We start from the raw sequence: 20,039 nt of genomic DNA on the forward strand, positions 1-20,039 counted from the left end.
GCTATGCGCCAACATATCCGAACTACCCATATCGCCGCCGCCGCGTTGCTGATGGGCGGCCTGTCGCTCACGCCGGCGGCGCTTGCGGCCCCGCGCTCATCTGACGGTTGGCAATCGCTGCAGCCCACCGCTTCTGACAGTAAGAGGGCGGTGCAAGCCTTGTTGGCGAACGTGCCCGTGCCCGCTGCCGGCAACGCCATCTCACCTTCTCGGGGCGTCGCCTCCCCGGAAACTGCGCCAGAAGGAGCTGGCCCCGCCGGACCATACCGTCTCGTCAAAGGAGAGCCGCTGCAGCTGCAGCTCGAGAGATGGGCCGCCAGGGCCGGATGGACAGTGGTGTGGAACGTTCCGGATGGTTGGATTGTGCCGGGTGACAAGGAGTACGGAACCGACTTCGAGGCTGCCGTCCAGCGCGCTATCGAAGAACTCGCTAGCAACGGCGCCGACGTGGTCGGGGACAGTTGGCGAGGAAATCGGACGGTCATCATCAGCCAAAACGGGGTCGTGCAATGAAGATGCAAGCCAAGCGCTACACAGCAGCCGCTGTTGCGGCCAGCACTCTGCTCTCCGGCTGCGGGGCGATGGAGACCCGCAATATCCAGAACGGGATCGCCTCGGAGGCCAGAGGTCATCTGGCCGACACCCCTCGAAGCCGGCCGGTTTTCCGGGTGCATGATGGCGCCTGGCTCATGGGGGAGAGGATTCGGGCAAGCAAGGCCCAGCCGGAGATTTATAGCAAGCAGGTGGTCTTCAGAGGGACTCTGGCTTCGTTGAACGAAGTGGCCAATTGGATCGCCCAAAGCGTTGGCGTTCGAGCGACCGTGGAGGCCTCCGCGCTGGCGGCGACTCCGGCAGGCGGAGTCGCCCAAGTCCCCGCTACGACCGTTCGCGGTGGAGGCCCTATCCCGGCTGGCGGCACGGCGCGGGTGATGGACTTGGCCGCGCCTCTGTCTGGCGGCACCGTTGTTGGCGGCGTAGTAGCGGCGCCGTTGGTCTTACGCTACGAAGGCAACTTCAAGGGCTTCCTGGAGGCGGTCGAAGCCCACTTTGGCGTCTGGTCCCGATATACGGATGGCACGGTCTCGTTCTTCCGGACAGAGACGCGTACCTTCATGCTGCCGAGCCTCGCCGATTCGACAAGCATGAGCGGTTCCATCACAACGATGGACAGTAGCGGCGGGGGCGGCGGCACGGTTGGAGCGGGCGCAAACGGAACCAGCGCGGGGGGCGGCAGTGCCGGTCGCAGCGGGCAATCAATGAGTTCCTCGATGGAGCTGAAGCCGTGGGAGACCATGGAGAAGACTGCTAAGGCGGTCGCGGGTGCTTCAGCTGAGGTGGTCTATGACCGGAACCTTGGGACATTGACTGTTACCGGGGACCCGGTCCAGTGCGACCGCGTCGAGCAGTTCGTCAAGAGCCTGTCGGCGATGTACGGCAAGCAGGTCGCGATCGACGTACAAGTCTACGAAGTCCGCGTAACCCGAGAGGATAACTATGGCCTGAATCTGGCTCTTGCGTACCAGAGCTCCGGCGCGGGCACGGGCGTTTCCTTCTCCTCGCCGGGCACGCCAACGATCTCGGGTAGCTCGTCAGCATCGAGCTTGGGCGTCACGATCATGGGAGGGCCGTTTGCAGGCACTCGAGCCGTAGTGCAAGCCCTCTCTACGCTTGGCAACGTATCGCAGGTGGTATCCCGGTCTGGCGTTACGCAGAACGGTAAGGTACTCGCCCTGCAGACGGCCACCTTGCAAGACTATGTGGCACAGGCGCAAACCACGTTAGCCGCAAACGTGGGATCCGCAAGCTCTATCCAGACCAGCACGGTCACCTACGGCTTCACCAGCAGCTTCCTGCCAAAAGTCGTTGACGGCCGGATCATCATGAACTTTGACATGACGCTGTCGGATCTGCTTCCTCTTGTCCCGTTCAATTCGGGCGGGGACGCCAATCGTACTTCCGTGCAGTTGCGCACCATGCCAACGAACCGGTTTAACCAGTCGGTGAACCTGAAGCCCGGCGAGTCACTGGTCCTCACCGGTCTCCGCAACCAGAAAGCAACGACAAGCAACAACGGCATCGGTGAGCCATGGATGGCAGCACTTGGCGGAGGCATCGGTGCCTCCCGAGGCGACACGGTCATTGCGATCGTCATCTCTGCGCGACTTCTCTGAGGGGAGCAACAATGGAAATCGTTGGACGAAACAGGCAGAGCGCCGGAACGGGACTGATCCGCGTGGCAATCATCCTTACTATGGGCGTGGCAGCCGGCGGGCAAGCGTTTGCACAAGACCCGCGCAACCCTGCCGCTGCAGCCATTGCGGCGGGGCAAAAAATCGACGCTCCTACCCAACGTGCCGTCGGCAAAGCTGTGGAAACCGCGATCCCGGCCGCCGAGGGCAGCGGCTCGAAGGCAGAGATTGCCGCTAACGCTGCTGCGCCGAGCCCGGGGGAGCAAGCCGCGCCGGCCGGGCGGCTGACCGATGCATCGGAGCTTGCCGCGTTGCAGTCGCAACATGCTCTGTGGAAAGTGCGAGCTGAGATCGCGAAGCTCAAGGCCGAAGTGCGCCGCAGTGAAGAGGGCGGCGGGGCGCCTCTTCCATCGCCCTCCGTGGGCTTTCCTGTGTCCTTGCAGGCATCGGGTCCGATGCAGCCGGCCATTGAACGCGCCACGCCCGGCCGAGACGCCCCCAGGTTGCTGGCACTGAGGGCCTTCGACGGCGATTACAACGCGGTGTTGGAAATCGGCGGTCGCGCCGTACCTGTACAGGCGGGCGATGTGCTTGAGGGGGGCTGGAAAGTCGTAACGATCGGCGATGACGGCGTAAAGCTCGCGAACGGCAAGCGCGTCCGGACGCTGAGGCCTTGAGACATGGCGGAGATCCTCTATTTCCCTGGGATGAAGGGCGGGTTCGCGCTAGGACTGATCTGGCAGCACGAGGAAACTCCACCCAGCCTGCGTTCGCTTCGTGTGAGCGCGGCCGAACTCGGCCGCAGCTTCCGGTGGAGCGTTGTGCACCAGAGCCCTGCAGGTGCGATACAGAGCGGGTTCTGTGAGCCGCTTCATGGGATAAGACCCGCTTCTCTCAGGGCGCTTGCCGCAGAGGTTGCGAGTCATCATCGTGCGCCGTGGAACGGGATTTTTCATCTGGAAGGTGATCGCTACTGGTACATCGCGGTCAGGCAAGGGCACGCGATCATCCCCGGCGGGGATCGGATCGGGACAATCAAGGATCTGACATCTCTGAGGGAGCGCCATCGGGCCTTGGGCGAGTGGTTGGAGGTCGACGGTACCTTGCAAGATCTAGCGTCGATCGTCCGCACCACAAAGTCAACCACCGCGCTGCGGGACGTCCAGAGCGGCCCTTGGAAGGCCGCTGCGTACGCGGGCGTGGCGGTTGCCAGCTTGGCGGTCGTTGCGGGCGGCGCATGGTACTGGTATGACCAGCAACAGACGGCCGAGCGCGAAGCGCTAGCAGCCCGCCAACGGGCTTTTGCTGCTGCTCAACTTGCAAGCGAAGCTGCGAGGCGCGAGTCGAGACCTTGGGCCGCCGAAGCCGTCCCATCTGAATTTCTTAACGCCTGCCGGCGGGAATGGAACGGACAGGCACTAGCGCATTCCGGTTGGCCCCTCGCGAGCTGGCGGTGTAGGGCAGTCTCCCAGACCGCGATCGCGATTGACGTGACCTGGCATCGAAGCGGTGGGGTAGCGCTCGACGCTCCCGGTGCCCTGTCCGAGGATGGAAATCGAGCCGCTTCTACACGGGATACCGCCACGTCCTTTGCGCCGTCGGGACCAGACATCCTGGCAGTTTCGGACGCCCGGCGTGCGCTCTGGACATACGCCCAGAGGGTCGGGGTTGCTCTTCAGGTCGCTATGCCACCGCCGCTGCTTCCCAGCGACAACGGTGCTCCTGTCGATCCATGGCTGCTGATGACAGCGGAGATCCCGTTCGGTGCGCCCCCGTGGCTGGGCCCTGGACATGGTCTGGACACCGTGCCGGCATTGCGCCTTACTGAGATCGGCTATGACGCAGCGACAGCGGTCTGGAACGGAAAGGCGAAGATCTACGCTTTGCGGCATGGCTTGCCACAAGCCACGCAAAGAGATGTCAACGTTGGGGGAGGAAAATGATCCGGACATTGTCACGTCCGTGGCGCGGGCCTGGGCCACGCGCGATGAGCGAGTCTTCGGGCGCGACCGGGATTGAGGGATCGGTCGCGATGAGCGCGCTTACCCTGCCGGCGCCGCCCCCCGTTCTTGCACCGCACCTCTTCTATCCGAGCGCGTTGCCGGCGACCTTCGCCGACGTGGCGCGGAAGCTGCAGCATCTGACGCGGGAACAAGCAGCGTCGCTACGTGAGCGAACGGCCGAGACTGGCGGCAACGTGGAGGAGATCGCCCTCGATTTCGGGCTGTCGGATGAAGATATACAAAGCGTCCTGATCGCCCACGGGTGCGATGTCTACGTGGACGCGAGGCATTTTGGTACCCCACGGCTCCTGACCTGGGAGGCGAAGCTGCGTCGGTGCGGGGCCGCCCCTCAAATGCACAAGGTTTCCGCGCAGGACCTCGCAGTATTGCGCCAGCAGCGAGCCGCTGGCCAACTGCAGGATGCCGACCTTGAGACGTTGGGCCTCGCACGACGCCTTATCGCCGACAGCGCCGCACTGGTTGCCTCCGATATCCACATCCTCGTCCGGGAAGACCATACAGAAATTCAGGTCCGGGTAAAGGGCGATCTTCGGACTGTCGCAGCCCAATCCATGCGACGGGAGGAGGGCGAGCGGTTGATCCGAGCGATGTACACCGGACTAGCGACTGTCAAGGACACGTACAACCCTCTGGACGTGCAGGACGCGCAGATCGCTGGCGAGGCGCTTCCTGGCACGGGGCTTTCGAGCGTGCGGATCGTCCGTGGGCCTGCATATCCCGTTGAGAGCGGTGGGAGTTTCCTCGTCGCCCGCCTGCAGTACAGGGAGCACCATCAAGAGGAGGCGCCCAGCATCGCCATCGAGGCTTCGAAGCGATTGGACCTCAGACGGCCTAAGTCGCCCCCGGGCGAGTTCAAGTTGCCGGCGATGGGCTACACCCCACACCAAGTGGAACTGGTGTCCCAGCTCCTACGGCGGCCGATGGGCGTGATCATCGTCACCGGCCCAACTGGCAGCGGGAAGACTACGACGCTATTCGAATGCACGCGACATCAGGCACGTCTGTTTCCGGAGAAGCGGCTCATCACGATTGAGAATCCGACGGAGTATCCAATGGACTGGGCCGTTCAGCTCTCAACTGAGAGCGAGCGGTTCCCCGAGATGCTCCGTATGACTCTCCGGATGGACCCTGATGCTGTTTTGCTCGGTGAGATCCGGGGCGTAGAGGAAGCTATCGCCACCTTGCAAGCTGCGGCGACTGGACATCTCGTTCTGACGACACTTCACGTGACCGACCCGTTCGAGACGTTCTCGCGGCTCGTCATGCTGGATCACGTGCGACTCGCCATGGGCGTGATCTGCAACCACAACCAGATTATTGGACTGATCGCACAGCGAATCGTCCCACTGCTCTGCCAAGAGTGCCGTTTGCCGTTGGCCAGGGCACCCGGTAGGGTGCCGGACTACATGCACCGGGCCCTGCAATCCTGGGGCGACCTCACAGCTGTGCATGTCCGCGGAAGTGGGTGTCATCACTGTCATGGAGAGGGAATCGTAGGCCAACAGGCTGTGGCTGAAGTGGTCGTGGCGACTGAAGCGCTAATGCAGGACTGCATTAAGGACGGGGTACTCGCTGCGCGTCGCAACCACCGCGCTCGGTCCGGCGCCGACAAGCCAATGATCGCTCATGCATTGGACCTGGTCCTTGCCGGGAAGCTGGACCCGGTGGATGCAGAGCGAAGCGTGGACGCTATTCCGATGAAGGAGGAGATTTGAACAGTCTGTCATGGACGATGCGGCGCCGCCTGTATCAACAGGCCTCGTCCCAATTGGAGAATGGACTCACCCTCGCTCAGGTTCTGGAGGACTTTCGGGAACGGCTTACGCGCCGTGGTAAGGAGCGCGCAGCCGAGGCTGCAAACGAGATTGGACGTCAGGTCCGGGACGGCAAAACCCTGGTGGCCGCCATGGGGAGCGCGCTCACTGACCTTGAACGCAGCGTGCTGGACGCCGGCGAGAAGGCAGGGCAGCTTCCGGAGGCGATGCAGCTGGTGCTCGATGTGCGTGAACTGACAACCCGCCTTCGCCAGAAGCTGCAAGCAAGCTTCTTCGCACCCGTCGTCTACTTGCTCACCCTTTACGCGGTCTTGCTCATGATCGGCGGGTATATCGTCCCGCAATTTCTTGATGTCTTGCCTCTCGAGAAGTGGACGGGGTGGGCATATGGCCTCTATCTGATGGGTGAGTTGGCGGTGGGCTGGCCGGCTCCACTGATTTTCGGGGGCATGGGGGCTTATGCGGTATGGAGTTGGTGGGCGTTGCCGCGTTGGACCGGATCTGGTCGGGGGTTCTGTGATCAGCACGTCTTCCCCTTCACGGTTTATCGGGAGATCACGGGCTTCACTTGGCTGATGTCGTTTGTCGCGCTCCTCCGCGCCAACGTCCCCGACGTTGCCGCTTTGGAGGGTCAAATCGAGTCGGCCTCTCCGTGGATGGCATCGCGTCTGCGGCCGGTGCGCCTCGGATTGACTGATGGCCTTGACCTGGCGGAGTCAATGCGGCAGACGGGCTATGGCTTCCCGTCATTGGATCTGATCGATGAGATCAGTGCGTATGCTGGCTTCGACGATTTCACGGACAAGATCAGCGTGGCTGTGAAGCAGAACGCGTCAGTCATTGAGCGGCAGTTGCTCACCAAGGGAATGGTGATGTCAGCCACCTTTACCGGGGCGATGTTCGCGGCATTCATCGTACTTCAGCTCGGCGCGAATTCTCTCTCATCGATCATCACGTCGTCGATGGGGATGATCTAGATCAGGGCGTGGTTTCAAACTAAAGAGGAAAAACGGAATGGACGGAATTCTTGGGCGTGTAGTAGCTATCGTGCTTGGCCTCATCGCGTTGTCTGGCATCGGTTACGCGGCATACAACGGCTTTCAAACCGACAAGGCAAGCACGGTCAGCACGAATATCACGCAGCTCATCACCAACGCCCGCGGGGGCTTCTCACAGGGGAACAACGGCTACACCAACTTCACGACTGCCAATATCCCGGCGATGATCACTGGAGGAATGTTCCCGACGAGCATGGTCCGTGGCAACACTCTCGTTGACAACTGGGGCAACACAGTCACGCTCTCCTCTGCAAGCAATGGCTCCCAGGGTGTGATTACCTTCGGTGGTGGGAACGCGCAGACGGCGAAGCAATGCGTCGCGGTGGCAACTGGTCTCAGGGACTTCGTTTCGCTTACGGTAGGCACGACTTCGTTTACCCAGACGAGTCTCCCTGATCAGGCCACCGCTGGCTCGGCGTGCAGCGCAACGGCCACCTTCACGCTGACTTTCCAGTAATGACAGGACGCGCCGGCGAGCCATAACGGCACGCGGGGCGTTGGACGAGGGTCGCATGGGCTACCTATTCCTTCCAATAGCGACAGTATTGTTCTGTCTCGGCATTCTCGCTCAACTTATGCAGCAGTCGGAGGCGATGCCCGGGGCCGGCGTGGCAGGTCGTATTGACAGCATGGCCAGCATTACTGCGCAGCAAGCGCTGGCATACGGCGCTGCCTGTCTCGCTACTGTCGAAGCGACCCCCGGGCTGGTGGGAGCAAGTATCGCGCCGGTGCTACCGGCGGGTATGGTCTCGCCAGTCGGGGTCGGGTGCATGGCTGTATTGAACCCGGCCGGCGGACGCAACGTGTACGGATACATGCGCGTAGCGCCGGGGGCGAGCGCGGCAGTGCTCAAGAACTCCGGCGGAAGCCTTGCCTGGCTGCGGGTCGAGAGCGTCGGGTCCGCGGTCAACCTGATGACCGGTGCGGCGCAGACGGTGCCCGCCGCTCTTCCCATAGGCTCGCTTGTCCATTGGATTCAGCTGCACACCTAAAGTAGATATGGACGCCATACTCGGATCAACTATCGCGCTGGTCCTCTCCATGATGAGCCTGGCCGGCTTCGTCACATGGGCTAAGGCGGGCGTGATGAACGTTCAGACCGCGGCTGCCGCTAGCCAGATGCTCGTCTTCGACAAGGCCGCATTAAAGTTCGTCGAAGATCGCGCTGCGACGCTAGTGCAGCAGGCGACTGCCACCGTTCCGGTCTCTGTCACTCCAGCGATGCTGATCAACGCTGGCTACTTGCCGGCGGGCTTCTCGTCGATGAATGCATTCGGCCAAACCTGGCTTCTCCAGGTGCTACAGCCGACGCCGAATAGCCTCCAGGCCCTCGTCACTTCCCATGGGGGGCGACCAATCACGGACACACGTCAGCTCGTCCAGATCGCCGCGCAAGCGGGTGCGCAGGGTGGGTTCGTGCCCTACCCGGGTCAGAACGGCGATCCGACGATGGTGCCGTCCAACGCGTACGGCGCGTATGGTGCATGGCGAGTGCCTCTCGCGGGCTATACGAATCCGGGCAGTGGCCGCCTCGCGTCGCTGTTGGCTTTCACTGGATCTCAAGCCAACAACGGCTACTTGTATCGGGTGCAGGTGCCCGGCCATCCAGAGCTGAATCGGATGCAGACCGCGATCGACATGGCGGAGAACGATATCAACAACGGCGGAAGAGTGACGGCCAACGATGTCGTGGCGGAAGCCGACCTGCTGCTGCTGGCCGCTGGTACTCCTGCAGCCAGCTGTTCAGAGGAATTCTCTGTCCGTCGCAACGCCGCGCTGCCGACGTCCTTGGTCATCTGCTCGGGCGGGCGGTATCAGCCGATTGGCACTGCCGTCGTCAACATTGCGGAAGGGGAACCCTGCGGCACCGAGGGCCAGCTTGGGACGAATGTTCTCAATCAGGGCTTCCTCTGCCGGAGTGGCAGATGGCGCAGCTTTACTAACTCCATCGGGAAGCTGACGACGAACCGCAAAATCGATAACGTGACCGACGGTATGACCTTTACCAAGGACGCCTGCCCTGGCGGCACGGCTTGGGCGCTCTACACATCCAAGCAGGAGATGGTGAACATCACCGGGAACGTCATGCCTCCGATTCAGGGTGTCTACTTCTGGATGGTCGACAACGGCTCTTCGTGGCGCGCTCAAGCGAGCGCCGTCTCGCCTACCACTTGGTATAGCGGAAACGACACCGGCGCCATCGGGGGGCAACTCGTGGGTACTGTTACCACAGGCTGCGCGTTCTGATTCCAGAGAGAGTTGAGATCATGAAAAAAAGAACGCGGCACTTGATGAACATTTTTGCGGGAGCGGTAACGATGTTGTCCCTCGACCTATGCGCTGCACAGGTTATCGTCTACCCGGCGCCAGCGATGACCGTGGCAGACTGTCAAGGTGGAAAGGTCTGGACACGCAGGGAGTCGAATGGCTTACCGTTCTGCGACAGTCCCGACACCTCGCCGGTCGACCCAACACCCTCCCCCCCGGCGGCACCGGTCTGTCGCTTTGAGTATCCAACATACATGGTAAGCCTCGGCCCTGCTATGTGCTCGTCGCAGGACACCTGCTTCGGCGCGGGGGTGGCAGTCAATGCGGGGTCGCGCGACCAATCGTTCGCTGCAGAATTTGATGACTATGAGCTCGACTTGGTTGACGGGCTACGGCCAGTCGAGAAGCGGGCAGACGAGATCCTGGCAGCTACACCGTACCGACGAGGAGCCGCAAGGCGATATGGCGGAGGCCAAGGTAATACTCTGCCCAAGCGCTACTACGAGCTCTGCGAATAGCGCTGTGGAGAAAAATGACCCCCAATCGGGGGTCTTCTTCTGCTTGGTGCTGGTGCTCAAAACGCAGTGAAGCTCCAGGTCTTGCTAACGGGGATTCCGTTCCGAGCTCCGCTAAACGTCGCCGTGTACACGCCAGCAGGGAGCGGTTGGATCGGAAGCATGAAAGCCACGCCTCGAACCACGTTCGCATCTTCAATGACCGAGGCCGCCGACGCAGTCTTCGCATTCGGTGCTACGAGGACCCGAACTGGAATCGCGGCTCCGTTGGGACCTGCGAGGGTAAAGCTGTTCACCGTCAGGGCATCAGCATCCGACGTTGCCGGCACTCGGAACATCACCGGACGACCTGCCATCGTGAGATCGGGCGCGGGATTCGGCCGTTCTGCCGCCGGGTTGAAGCTGCCAATAACGGTGTCGTTGTCAAACGGGAAGTAGGTCATGTTACCCGCCGACATTTGCTGGCCGCCCCAGGTGGGAAGCCCATATCCGCTTCCATTTGCGCCTGTGATCACCCCAAAGTTGATGACGCAGAGATTGTCACGAACCGCGATGCCGACCGTTTCCTGGACCCCCGTGATTCCCTGCAGGTGATAAACCGAATTCGCGAAGCCGAGGGCGCACTCCAAGCCGTCCGGCGCACCACCGGCTACTTGCGCGATCCATTGGGCTCGATCAGCGCCAGCCGCAACTCCTTGCTCGTAGGGGTTCACGCCGGTAAAGCCCGGCTTGCCAGCTTCTTCCTCGTGCGCAACGACATTGTTCGCAGCCATATATCCCAGGTGACTGTCGGCGGAACGGTCGAGGGCTTCGTCCTGCTTCAGAACCCCAACCCCCAGCTTGAGGCGCAGGCTGTTCAGCGTCTCGTAAGCGACCAGCCGCTGGTCCCCAGCTGGGTAGGTCGGCGTCGGTGCGGTCGTGCTCGGCGGGACGGAGGTTGGAGGAGCGGGTTGCGGCTCCACCGGTGGGTTAGTGGGTGCGGGGTCGCTACCGCCCTCGTCGCCGCCGCCGCCACCGCAAGCCGCCAGAGCAAAGACCATCGCCGATGCGAGAGCAGTGAAAGACAACTTCTTGTTCTGCATTATCAATTTCCTTTTACTATTTTTCGTGGCCCGGGGATTCGGTCCGTTACATTCAGCTTAACGAACTGAGCGCAAAGTCAAGCCTCGCTGGTGCACCTGCCTTCGGGCCGCAGAGCATACACGATAGGTGAACAGGTATTAGTACGGCAGGACGAGGCAAAGCTTTAGCCCCCCGGCGGTGGGGTCATTTCGACCTGTAGAGGGTCTTGCCGCAGTGATTGCAACTGTGGAACTGCTGCCTTGATAGCAGAGTCCGATGGCGCCAGAGCCTGATGCTGCCGGACCCACAGTGGGCGCAGCGCATACCTCTTGGCGTTGTGCTCTGGGGGAAACGGAGCTGGTACTCCTGGAGCGTGGGCACACTACTCGATGGCAGGAGGGCAAGTAGCACCAGGCCTATATACGATGAGCCCGTGCAGAGCACCGCCCACAGCCAGCCATTACGTCCTCTCTTGGTTGCCAGAAGATAGGCCAGGTAGGCCGGAACAAAGGAGTAGATGCAGATGGTGAAGAGGCTGCTCATGGGTGGGGGTCAGCCATAGAGAGGCGATCGCTTGAGAGTCTGACGTCGTCAATCAGTAGTGGTGCTCGCCTGCTGGACGCAAGCTCCTTTCGGGGCCGGCCCCGTTGCTTGCGGTGCAGGGGCGAGTTGGGCGACGACAATGCACCAGAACAACAAGGACACTGGAACGAGTTGGCGAGCTCAATCTTCGGCGCAGTATTTGAGGCGAGATATGGAGTCCCACAGGACCGGCACGACCGAATTGCGAGGTCTTCATCCGTCGACATCGACCGCGTCAGGTGGAACGCCCGTTCGGCCGGCATGAACGCGTCCCCGAAGAGCCGGCGACAAACATCCATTGCGCAAATGAATGCCTCAGGGATCGTTGCCGCTTCGGCAAGCGCGCTGCGGAATAGCCACAACAGCGCAGTTGACTGGACACGCCTCGAGGCCGACTCCAGATACCACACCGCTGAGGCGGGTTGCTGACCCGAAGGCGACGACTCTCCGTGGATCTGCAGATACAGCTCCCGCATCTTCTCGGGAGTGGTGTCGAAGAGTGCAGCCACGCTTTTCGCACGACAGCGCATTCTAATGAAGCCCTCGCAGTACGCCATTCTAACGAACCGCGACAGATGGAAGTTTCCCCAGGGGCCGGAGTGCGGCAATCGATCTGACCGGATCGGCGAACTGTCCATGATGTAATGGGCTACGGTATCGGCAGTCAGTCTGCCGGCCACCGCCTCGAACCAGAAGATTCGGTTCGGAAGGCGCCACTTGAACAGTGGTATACGGCGCTCGGCTATGGCCAGGTCAATCTTGTGCTGAGGCACCGAGCGAAGATACTCCGCCAGCTCGACGGACATGCCGAGGATGGGTGCCGCCAGCAGCGACATATTCAGGACGTCGTACAGCGCAGTTAGATAGGCTCGATTTGCCTGCTCAAGCTGCATGTGCTGGACCGGCGTGAGCGTCGGCATGCTCTTGGCCAGCGTGCCGACGCTAGTGGTCGGTGTGCGTCCATCGATGTAGCTTTTCCAATCCTCCGGGGACGAGAGCGTGGGAAGGAATGCTAGGAACGGCACCCCGAAGATGAGCGACGAGGTCTCGTGATCATCCCGGAGGCGGGCGATATCTTCGTGCTCGGCATCGAACAGCGGCGCGAGCGTCCTCGTGACAGCCAGCGCGTTGACGATATAGGTCGTCAAACGGAAGTTCGCTGACATGATGCGGTCCAAGACCCATTGGGGAAGCAGAAACTGGTCGGAGAGGCCCTTTGTGTGCTGCTTCATGGCTTCGCTCCCGCTACCTTGTCGACCAACTCGTACAGGTTCTTGGCGGCATCGCGAAGGGTCACGAGGAGAGGACGGAGCGGCTTGGTCCCGGCCGTCGAGAAGGATGTCTGGAACTTCTCCGTGGCCGCCTCAATATCCGCCTTGATTCCGGTGAGCCGGATAGAGAGCTGTCTCTCATCCAGCTTCAGTGTTTTGCTGTCGAGCAGCTCGTTCTGCGCCGCGCTCAGGTCGGCCCTCGTTTTTGACAGGGCGGCGTTGGTATCAGCGAGTTCCTGGTTCGCTTGGTCGATCGCGTCTTTGATCGACTGGTATCCCCTCGGGACGACCTCTACCTCCTTGACTACCTCCCGGACACGCATCTCCGAGACGCGCTTCTCAAGCTCCGTCTTTTCGCGCCCGAACCGTTCCACAGCCAGCTGCAGCGAATGGACGGTGTTGCTCTGGGAGTCGAGCGCGATCTGCGCTGCGGCAAGCGCGTCCCGAAGCTCCGATTCCTTTTTACCTGACGTAGCGCTCAGCTCTCTCAGATATTTGATCTCTAGCTCAAGCTGGATCTTCTCAGAGGTGCCGGCAGCCAGCTGCTCTTTTGCGGTCTCCAGCTGAGCCATCAGGGTGTTGATTTCGTCGTTCGCAGCGCGGTACCGCTCGATGAACGGAACGATCTCGTCTCGGGAAAACTGTTCCTGCCGTTTGCGCGCGTCAACAAGCAGCTGCACTTCAGCGTCGCTGATGTCGGAGCGCTTCAGAATTGTGAGTTCCCCTAGGTTGAGAAACTCCACGGCCTCGCTGCTATTCACGAAGCGCTGATAGACCTGAAGGTACTGGATGACCGTGTGCTTACTGATCTGAAGCGTGTTTGATGCGTAGTCGTTCAGCAGTTTCCCGGCCTGGGTTTTCGCGCGCGCGGGGTTCTCTAGACGCTTGTTCAGCGCGATGTACATCGTTTGATGGATGTCCGCAAGATACGAACCGATCAGCATGTACTCGGTCCGGATTCGTTCCCGCGCCTGTGCAATCTGCTCGGCCGCATGGACGATGCGGCCGATGGCCGCCGTATCGACCTCGGAGGCCAGGAGCAGCCTCGTCATCTGCAGAATGGATAGAGATTGCCCCTTGTCCTGAGGCGCGGGCAGATTACTTTGTCCTTCGTTTTCCATCTTCCTTCCTGAGTGCTTTGCTACCGGCGGACGCTCACGGCGCTGTCCCTTCCAAATTACTAGCCGGTTCGCAAAGTCAAGTTGCTGGCGCTCGAGCATGCAGCTCCGGCCGAATACGACGTCAACGGGAGGTTAGACGGGGTGAGGAACCCCTTGGAGGGCGAAAGCTCACGAAATCATCGTGTCTTTCGATGTCAAGTCCCAGAAAAAGCCTATCTTTGCCCCTCATTTAACGGCAGCAATTCTGTGCAATTTAGGGTAACCACCTATCCGTTGGGGGCGGCTGTATATACAGCGTAGCAAGTGGTCAATATCGTGATATCGAGTTGCCCGCTAAATCGTCAGCTCCGCCACGTGCAAATCATGGAAAAGAGCCTGGCCCACTCGCACGGTGCTAGGGGCTTGGAGGTGCCACTGTTGTTGCGTGGTCGTCGGGAATTCGTGTAGATTTGCGATGCGTCCTCACGCATCGAATCTCGCGCCGCCTCACGGGCACACACGCCCTCGTTTCCCTTCTTTCCAGCGGCGCCTCTCAATTGCTTCCCATCCTGAGCGTCTTTGCGTCATGCAATCTCGAGCATGTCGCAAGCGCGTTCGCGCTCGTCTTTGGATTCCTTGCTCATTCGAGCATCGAATAGTCGCCCGGCATCCGCCAGGCCATCCCTTTGTCTCGTTTCTTGAGAGAAACCATGGAATCCTTCTTCTCCAACCTCATTCGGCGTCCGTTCAAGCTGTTCATGCTTTGCTCGGTGCTCTATGTCGCTTCTCAGTCGTTCATCGTCGGCTTCTTCGTGGCCGTAGTGGCACTTCACCATCTGTACCGCCTGGCCTTCGCCCCGGGGAAGGCTAGCGTTACTGGATCCCAAGCTTCGGTTGCCGCCGCCTCTACTGGCGCGACGCCGGCAGCAACGGCAAGAGCGGATGCCGAGCCCTCCTATGAGCGCTCGGCAGTCGTCACCCCGATTCGCCGCGCCGGGACGTCCGTTCCCTGCTGATCCTTAGCCGCCCCCGAGGGGCGGTGCATACACCTGTCGCGGGTATCCGTTACCCGCCAGCTGGTGGGTCAATGGCCTTCCCGTCGGAGACCATCATGAACACGTTGGCAACAGGATGCCAATTCGACCTCTTTGGTGAAGCGGCCCTCGTCGCAATACCTCCTTATAAGCCCGACCCGTTGCCCGACCCGTCCCATTGGAGCGAGGCCGTGCGCGAGAAGATGGTCGACGCCCTCATCAGCCTTGCCTGTGATAGCCGGCGTGGCGACAACATGCCGGAATCGCTGATCGACTGCGCTGATTTGCTGCGCGCGCGTATCCGCAATAGACACCTCGATCATGAGGAGTTGAGGATGACCCTGGGCTGGATCTTCGGCTATTGGGATGGCGCGCTGCCCTATCGGTACGTCTGCGCTGTGTCGGGCGTGAACCCCGAGACGCTGCAGGACGTCATCTTGAACAATGCCCGCCTTCGCAGTGACCTCGACGAGGTCAGGCGTATGTGTTGCGGCTCCCTACTTTGAGGCAAGCCATGACTTGGTTGAATTTGGTGAAGCGCGTCGCAACGCTCTTCCTCGAACGGCCCAAAGCCGCCGATGTGCCCGGCGCAGTTCCGGTCGGAACTGGTGCCAGCAACGAGCGGCAGTTCATCGTCAACGGCATTCCACACCTCCTGCGCGATGAGGGCCACCGTATCGTCCACTTCGCTCCTAGCTTCGATCATCGGATCGAGCCGACTGCTTACGGTGAGAAGTTGCTGCCCGACGTGGTGCCTCGTTGGGTACCGGTGGGGATTCACGCGGGCGCAAAAATGGAGATCGTCGCCGCCGGCGTTGTTAAGAACGCCGGCCTCGGAGACGCCTCGCCGGCCTGGTTGCCGGAAAGCAAGGGAACCAGCGCGCCCGTACGACGCGTGAGCCAATTGAGCGAGGAAACGCCGCCGAGTCGCAATGCTGCGGGCCCACAGGATAGTGGCACGGGCGCGACCTTGGTCCGGAAGCAGTTCTCACCTACGACGGTCGGTTCTCTCCTCGAGTGGGGTGAGATGGAGTTTCCGAATAGGAAGAGCCGCGGGCCGAGCACCTACCGGTCGTTCGCAGTGAAGCTGAGCACGGCGGAGGGTGAGCAGACTCTGCAGGGTGAAGGCTTGAAGGATGCGATTGCTGAGGCTCGTTGCCAACTCGGTGACCGTGTCGTTGTGAAGCGGCTACATAAGGTCAAGGTCCCTGCGTTCGATCAAAAGACCGGCCGACCGATCATGGACCGTGAGACCGGAGAACAGAAGCTCTGGGACAAGTGGACCTGGAGCATCAACCACATTCATTGAAAGGAAAGCAAGATGGCATCCGTGAACAAAGTCATCCTCGTGGGCAACCTCGGGGCCGACCCGGAAACTCGTTACATGCCTAGTGGCGACGCGGTAACAAACGTTCGTATCGCTACTACTGATCGTTACAAGGACAAGCAGAGCATGGAGATGAAGGAGTTGACCGAGTGGCATCGGGTCGCCTTCTTCGGAAAGCTCGCTGAGATCGCGGGGCAGTACCTTCGTAAAGGCTCGCAGGTCTACATCGAAGGACGAATCCGCACGCGCAAATGGCAGGATCAGTCCGGCCAGGACAAGTACAGCACGGAGATCGTGGCGGACCAGATGCAGATGCTCGGCGGTCGTCAGCCGTCGGGCGGTTCTGACGATGGCAGCGACAGCGAGCAGCATGCCTCTCGGCAGCGGTCTCGGCCTGACGATCGGCGTGACGGCGGCTACAGAGCTCCTGATCGCCACCAAGGCCAGCGCACCGCTCCTTCAAACGGCTTTGAAGATATGGACGACGATATTCCGTTCTAGGTCCGAGAGCTCTCTCGGATTGCCACGCAGGCGGCGCTGCCGCCTGCGCTTATCTCTCTTGCTGCCCCCTTCCCGGGGGCAGTTCCCATATAGCTGTGCTGTCCCCGCAGCTTCCCCTTTCTCTCCGCGCCATGCTGAAAAGAACGTCTGGATCATTCCCGGGCGGTCTTTTGAGCAAGCGTTCCTTCGCCTGTCTCAGGCATCGACCAACCCTCCTCACGGAGCATCCCATGAAAAATCTGAGTGCGATTGTAAGTAGCTGGACGCCCGATCAATGGGACGCTCTAGTGCGGCGGTATCTACCGGCTGACGTCCTTACTGACTCCTTCTGGAGGGGGCGGCCCGGCCCCTGTCCAATCTGTGGAGGAACGGATCGTTTCACCTACGACAATAAGCGCGGCCGCGGTGATTGGGTCTGTCGCAAGTGCAACGCTGGAAGCCCGAAAGCGGGCGACGGCCTCGAACTCGTCCGGTGCACGACGGGCATGTCATACCTTGAGTTGAAACTGGCACTCAACGGTCAGCGGATCGATCCGGTAGCCCCGAGGCAGCTCGCGCAGGCGCGCCCTCGCAAGCCGGACGATCGGGCAGCGAAGGTGTTCCGCATCTCCAAACTGTGGCGAAGTGGAGCGGACCTGACGCCGGGAGACCACGCCATGCGCTATCTGGCTGCGCGGGTGCCAGGCCTCCGGGCGCCTCGGCCACAGAGTCTTCGCCTTGCAGTGCAGGACTACTGGCACGATCGGACGAAGATTGGCCGATACCCGACGATACTCGCCGGCTTTACGCTGCCAGACGGACGCCTGGCCACCGTGCATAGGACTTCACTAGATCCCCGCTCTCCTGCCAAAGCGGTCATCGTGACCGAGGAGGGCGAGATCCTTCCAGCGAAGCGCAATGACGTCTCTGCGCTACCGCTTGCGGGCGGTGCCGTTCGGCTGATGCAACCGCGTGCGGGCGAAATCGGTGTGGCCGAAGGCCTCGAGAACGCCTACGCGTCCTACATGCTGTTTGGCATCCCAACGTGGAACTGCTTGAACCGAGTCCTGCTACGACAGTTTGTCGTGCCAGATGGCCTCGGCATCCATACCGTCCACATCTTCGCGGACTTTGACAAGATCGACAGCAGGACCGGCAAATCGCCCGGCATGGCTGACGCGCTTGCGCTGGAAAAGCGGCTGCGCGCTGAGGGCTACAAGACCATGCTGCATCGGCCGAAAGTCCGTGGCACAGATTTCTGTGACCAATGGCGAACGGTCTATCAGCTACGTCAGATGTCACAGCAAGCGGTGATCGCTTAATACTCTCCACCGAAAGGTGGCTTCCTAAAACTCTGCCCGGTGGGTCCTCCCACTGGGCGAGGCTCCCGTGGCAGCTCTCTCCTCTCTCTGGAGGTCTGCAATGCCGCAAAAAGGCTTTACCGCAATCGTCAACAAGCTCCACATCCGTGCCAAGCGCGTCTCGAACACCGAAGACGTCTCTGCGGGCCAGTCGGAAGCCCAGTTCTTCGATGTGTACCAGCGAGGCCCCTCGGGGAATCTGATGTTCCTGGATCGAAAGGATTCCTTCGACTCCGCACTCGACTTTTGTCTTGCTCCAACGCTCCACTGAAGCGGCATCCCTAGAATGACAAAGCCCGGCTACCGCCGGGCTTTTTTTTTGCGCCTTCGCCTCAGCGTAGCAACTTCTCCTTGACAGCGGCTACGATGGACAGCGCGCCCTCTAGGGCGCAGAAGCCGGCGAGGACAGCCAAGGCGAAGAGTAGAACGTCCTCGGTCGTGGAGAGGTAAGCAAACATTTCGAGCATCCTTCTGGTTCGGTACGATATGGCCTAGGCTGACACGGGTTCATGTGGTGTCAACTCATCGAGCTGCCTAGCCGAAGCGCTCCATGGCGTTGTTGAGTGCCTGCAGATCGAGTCCACTGAGCGCATCGTCGTCGGTAACGCCAGGTGGCGGTTGGGTGGAGGCGTACGCAAGCCGGTAGACAGTAGCCCCATCTGGGGCCACGGCAGGAGCATTTGGCGCGTTCGCCTTTGGGGCAGCGAGCGGCGGTGGAGGCGGCGCCGCGGGGGGCGGGTGAAGTGCGCCGTGTGCTGGGACGGTCGGGACCGCCGTTCGGCTCGGGGCGACGAGCAGTCCGTCCACGCCCGCGCTGGCGAGCAGCTGCAGGCCTCGCTGTGCGAGGAGCCTGAGCATCAGCGCACGCTCCCGCGCTCCGCGGAACTGCCGGAGATACGCAAGCAGCTCGGGGTTCGAGTCCTCGGATATCGTAACGGACATCTGAAGCTTGTCGATGGATGCTTGCATCAGGTATTCCTCGTGGCTTGCCGGGCAGAGCCAATGCTGTAGAACCCACGAACGTTCGCGAAGCAGGGTGCGTCCATAATATGGATCGTGTTCAGCGGAAAGGCCGCGCGAATTGTAGGTGCGTAGAGCTGTGCACCACCGCCGGTCAGGATGATCGCCCGGATATCCTCAGAGCGGCCAACACGTGTCTGTATCTCCTTCACAGGCTGATGAGTGACTGCCATGGCCTGCTCGAGATAAGGGGAGATGTCGAGGTCCTGCCCGTAGAACAACATGGGCTTGGCATCGCGGATGGCCTTGTCGATACGCTCGATACTGTCTGTTGCCTGTCCCAGGTGCGAGGAGATCAGGCTGGCGATCTGCTGATAGACCCGCGCCGCGCCGCCGGGGACGCCGCCACTGCGGGTGTCATCCATCGTGTACCCCCGGGCGACAACCCAGTCGGTCGTGTAGTAACCCACGTCAACAACGAGGTAGGCATTGTCAGGGTCATAGCTCTTGCCAGTCCGTTGAATGTAGGTAATCAGACTGCCGAGCGGCTGAGGAAGGGGCAGGACGCTCCCAATCTTGATCTCGCCCCAGCCGAAGTTGTGCACGCCTGAAAACCGGTCTTTAAGATAGGCCGCGTACTTGTTCGTGTTATGGACCGGCAGACCGAGCACGAGGCGGTCCACTTCTCTCGCCTTAGCATAGTGAAGGGAGCCGGCGAGCAGCGCCGCGTAATTCGGCGTCGTGACGAAGTCCTCGGAAAGCGAGCGGCCCGTATGGACGTGCGCAGCGCTCAGAGAAACATCCGGTCCCACTTCGTACCTGGCGCCGTCGATCTCCACATGCACTACGTCACGGGCACGGAAGAGGCCGCCACCGTGCGGAGTGAGTGAGGAAGTGGCGGCTACTGGAGCAAGGGAAGGAAACATTCGGGTTGCAACATCAGACCCGAGGGGAAAGGCGGATTTGGTGTTGCCGTAGCCAACGTCGACAGCGACGGTCGAGATCTTCATGTGGTGCTCCAGTTCGGTTGCTG

General features: G+C 61.1%; 20 protein-coding genes. 15 read left to right on the top strand and 5 right to left on the bottom strand.

What is annotated here, in order from left to right:
* Window positions 1–3 precede the first annotated feature (3 nt).
* Genes K6V06_RS16725 through pilV form a run of 9 tightly spaced genes read left to right on the top strand, consistent with a single transcriptional unit; the run spans window position 4 to window position 9,293 of the window.
* On the top strand, window positions 4–513 hold the full coding sequence (locus K6V06_RS16725) for a toxin co-regulated pilus biosynthesis Q family protein (RefSeq protein WP_222245221.1): 510 nt from the start codon (window positions 4–6) through the stop codon (window positions 511–513).
* Window positions 510–2,171 (top strand): type II secretion system protein GspD, encoded by a 1,662-nt coding sequence (locus K6V06_RS16730; protein ID WP_222245223.1) that lies wholly within the window; start codon window positions 510–512, stop codon window positions 2,169–2,171. The genes K6V06_RS16725 and K6V06_RS16730 overlap by 4 nt, the downstream gene beginning before the upstream one ends.
* Window positions 2,172–2,182: 11 nt before the next feature.
* On the top strand, window positions 2,183–2,866 hold the full coding sequence (pilP, locus tag K6V06_RS16735; protein ID WP_255581906.1) for a type IV pilus biogenesis protein PilP: 684 nt from the start codon (window positions 2,183–2,185) through the stop codon (window positions 2,864–2,866).
* Window positions 2,867–2,869: 3 nt separating this feature from the next.
* Window positions 2,870–4,132, top strand: coding sequence for a type 4b pilus protein PilO2 (gene pilO2 / locus K6V06_RS16740; protein WP_222245225.1), 1,263 nt, complete (start codon window positions 2,870–2,872; stop codon window positions 4,130–4,132).
* 44 nt (window positions 4,133–4,176) lie between these two features.
* Window positions 4,177–5,928, top strand: a complete 1,752-nt coding sequence (locus K6V06_RS16745; protein WP_255581907.1) for a GspE/PulE family protein — start codon at window positions 4,177–4,179, stop codon at window positions 5,926–5,928.
* Window positions 5,925–6,965 (top strand): type II secretion system F family protein, encoded by a 1,041-nt coding sequence (locus K6V06_RS16750; RefSeq protein WP_222245229.1) that lies wholly within the window; start codon window positions 5,925–5,927, stop codon window positions 6,963–6,965. The genes K6V06_RS16745 and K6V06_RS16750 overlap by 4 nt, the downstream gene beginning before the upstream one ends.
* 37 nt (window positions 6,966–7,002) lie before the next feature.
* Window positions 7,003–7,503 (top strand): type 4 pilus major pilin, encoded by a 501-nt coding sequence (locus K6V06_RS16755; RefSeq protein WP_222245231.1) that lies wholly within the window; start codon window positions 7,003–7,005, stop codon window positions 7,501–7,503.
* 55 nt (window positions 7,504–7,558) lie between these two features.
* Window positions 7,559–8,038, top strand: coding sequence for a hypothetical protein (locus K6V06_RS16760; RefSeq protein WP_222245233.1), 480 nt, complete (start codon window positions 7,559–7,561; stop codon window positions 8,036–8,038).
* 7 nt (window positions 8,039–8,045) lie between these two features.
* Entirely contained in the window at window positions 8,046–9,293 is a 1,248-nt protein-coding gene (gene pilV, locus K6V06_RS16765; protein WP_222245235.1) for a shufflon system plasmid conjugative transfer pilus tip adhesin PilV, read from the top strand.
* A gap of 595 nt (window positions 9,294–9,888) precedes the next feature.
* Here pilV and K6V06_RS16770 read toward each other — a convergent pair.
* From K6V06_RS16770 to K6V06_RS16780, 3 genes are all read right to left on the bottom strand, one after another.
* Window positions 9,889–10,911 (bottom strand): CAP domain-containing protein, encoded by a 1,023-nt coding sequence (locus tag K6V06_RS16770; RefSeq protein WP_222245237.1) that lies wholly within the window; start codon window positions 10,909–10,911, stop codon window positions 9,889–9,891.
* Between the two features lie 519 nt (window positions 10,912–11,430).
* Window positions 11,431–12,705, bottom strand: a complete 1,275-nt coding sequence (locus K6V06_RS16775) for a FlhC family transcriptional regulator (RefSeq protein ID WP_222245239.1) — start codon at window positions 12,703–12,705, stop codon at window positions 11,431–11,433.
* Entirely contained in the window at window positions 12,702–13,865 is a 1,164-nt protein-coding gene (locus K6V06_RS16780; RefSeq protein WP_222245241.1) for a hypothetical protein, read from the bottom strand. Before K6V06_RS16780 ends, K6V06_RS16775 begins: the two co-directional genes overlap by 4 nt.
* Before the next feature lie 689 nt (window positions 13,866–14,554).
* Here K6V06_RS16780 and K6V06_RS16785 point away from each other — a divergent pair.
* From K6V06_RS16785 to K6V06_RS16810, 6 genes are all read left to right on the top strand, one after another.
* Window positions 14,555–14,860: a hypothetical protein gene (locus tag K6V06_RS16785; protein ID WP_222245243.1), complete on the top strand. Its 306-nt coding sequence runs from the start codon at window positions 14,555–14,557 to the stop codon at window positions 14,858–14,860.
* Between the two features lie 95 nt (window positions 14,861–14,955).
* Window positions 14,956–15,384, top strand: a complete 429-nt coding sequence (locus K6V06_RS16790; RefSeq protein ID WP_222245245.1) for a hypothetical protein — start codon at window positions 14,956–14,958, stop codon at window positions 15,382–15,384.
* 8 nt (window positions 15,385–15,392) lie between these two features.
* The gene (locus K6V06_RS16795) at window positions 15,393–16,187 is read left to right on the top strand and encodes a hypothetical protein (RefSeq protein WP_255581908.1); all 795 of its coding nucleotides are present in this window, start codon (window positions 15,393–15,395) and stop codon (window positions 16,185–16,187) included.
* A 12-nt stretch (window positions 16,188–16,199) separates the two neighbouring features.
* Window positions 16,200–16,706, top strand: a complete 507-nt coding sequence (locus K6V06_RS16800) for a single-stranded DNA-binding protein (protein ID WP_222245247.1) — start codon at window positions 16,200–16,202, stop codon at window positions 16,704–16,706.
* Between the two features lie 230 nt (window positions 16,707–16,936).
* Window positions 16,937–18,007 carry a primase-helicase zinc-binding domain-containing protein gene (locus K6V06_RS16805; protein ID WP_222245249.1) on the top strand — a complete coding sequence of 357 codons (1,071 nt, stop codon included), beginning with the start codon at window positions 16,937–16,939 and terminating at the stop codon, window positions 18,005–18,007.
* 100 nt (window positions 18,008–18,107) lie between these two features.
* Entirely contained in the window at window positions 18,108–18,317 is a 210-nt protein-coding gene (locus tag K6V06_RS16810; RefSeq protein ID WP_222245251.1) for a hypothetical protein, read from the top strand.
* A 263-nt stretch (window positions 18,318–18,580) separates the two neighbouring features.
* Here K6V06_RS16810 and K6V06_RS16815 read toward each other — a convergent pair whose 3' ends face one another.
* Together K6V06_RS16815 and K6V06_RS16820 are read right to left on the bottom strand one after the other, a co-directional pair.
* Complete coding sequence (locus K6V06_RS16815; protein ID WP_222245253.1) at window positions 18,581–19,015, bottom strand: hypothetical protein; 435 nt, start codon at window positions 19,013–19,015, stop codon at window positions 18,581–18,583.
* On the bottom strand, window positions 19,015–20,016 hold the full coding sequence (locus K6V06_RS16820) for a PRTRC system protein D (RefSeq protein ID WP_222245255.1): 1,002 nt from the start codon (window positions 20,014–20,016) through the stop codon (window positions 19,015–19,017). The genes K6V06_RS16815 and K6V06_RS16820 overlap by 1 nt, the downstream gene beginning before the upstream one ends.
* Window positions 20,017–20,039: the final 23 nt, after the last annotated feature.

Source organism: Cupriavidus sp. AU9028 (assembly GCF_019795295.1).
In the GTDB taxonomy this organism is placed as follows: domain Bacteria; phylum Pseudomonadota; class Gammaproteobacteria; order Burkholderiales; family Burkholderiaceae; genus Cupriavidus.

Bases quoted from the DNA above. Each gene is read 5' to 3' on its own strand.
- K6V06_RS16785 (WP_222245243.1), top strand. From the start codon at position 14,555: ATGGAATCCTTCTTCTCCAACCTCATTCGGCGTCCGTTCAAGCTGTTC.
- K6V06_RS16755 (WP_222245231.1), top strand. From the start codon at position 7,003: ATGGACGGAATTCTTGGGCGTGTAGTAGCTATCGTGCTTGGCCTCATC.
- K6V06_RS16770 (WP_222245237.1), bottom strand. From the start codon at position 10,911: ATGCAGAACAAGAAGTTGTCTTTCACTGCTCTCGCATCGGCGATGGTC.
- K6V06_RS16800 (WP_222245247.1), top strand. From the start codon at position 16,200: ATGGCATCCGTGAACAAAGTCATCCTCGTGGGCAACCTCGGGGCCGAC.
- K6V06_RS16815 (WP_222245253.1), bottom strand. From the start codon at position 19,015: ATGCAAGCATCCATCGACAAGCTTCAGATGTCCGTTACGATATCCGAG.
- K6V06_RS16775 (WP_222245239.1), bottom strand. From the start codon at position 12,705: ATGAAGCAGCACACAAAGGGCCTCTCCGACCAGTTTCTGCTTCCCCAA.
- K6V06_RS16790 (WP_222245245.1), top strand. From the start codon at position 14,956: ATGAACACGTTGGCAACAGGATGCCAATTCGACCTCTTTGGTGAAGCG.
- pilP (WP_255581906.1), top strand. From the start codon at position 2,183: ATGGAAATCGTTGGACGAAACAGGCAGAGCGCCGGAACGGGACTGATC.
- K6V06_RS16730 (WP_222245223.1), top strand. From the start codon at position 510: ATGAAGATGCAAGCCAAGCGCTACACAGCAGCCGCTGTTGCGGCCAGC.
- K6V06_RS16795 (WP_255581908.1), top strand. From the start codon at position 15,393: ATGACTTGGTTGAATTTGGTGAAGCGCGTCGCAACGCTCTTCCTCGAA.
- pilO2 (WP_222245225.1), top strand. From the start codon at position 2,870: ATGGCGGAGATCCTCTATTTCCCTGGGATGAAGGGCGGGTTCGCGCTA.
- K6V06_RS16820 (WP_222245255.1), bottom strand. From the start codon at position 20,016: ATGAAGATCTCGACCGTCGCTGTCGACGTTGGCTACGGCAACACCAAA.
- K6V06_RS16745 (WP_255581907.1), top strand. From the start codon at position 4,177: ATGAGCGAGTCTTCGGGCGCGACCGGGATTGAGGGATCGGTCGCGATG.
- pilV (WP_222245235.1), top strand. From the start codon at position 8,046: ATGGACGCCATACTCGGATCAACTATCGCGCTGGTCCTCTCCATGATG.
- K6V06_RS16760 (WP_222245233.1), top strand. From the start codon at position 7,559: ATGGGCTACCTATTCCTTCCAATAGCGACAGTATTGTTCTGTCTCGGC.
- K6V06_RS16780 (WP_222245241.1), bottom strand. From the start codon at position 13,865: ATGGAAAACGAAGGACAAAGTAATCTGCCCGCGCCTCAGGACAAGGGG.
- K6V06_RS16805 (WP_222245249.1), top strand. From the start codon at position 16,937: ATGAAAAATCTGAGTGCGATTGTAAGTAGCTGGACGCCCGATCAATGG.
- K6V06_RS16810 (WP_222245251.1), top strand. From the start codon at position 18,108: ATGCCGCAAAAAGGCTTTACCGCAATCGTCAACAAGCTCCACATCCGT.
- K6V06_RS16725 (WP_222245221.1), top strand. From the start codon at position 4: ATGCGCCAACATATCCGAACTACCCATATCGCCGCCGCCGCGTTGCTG.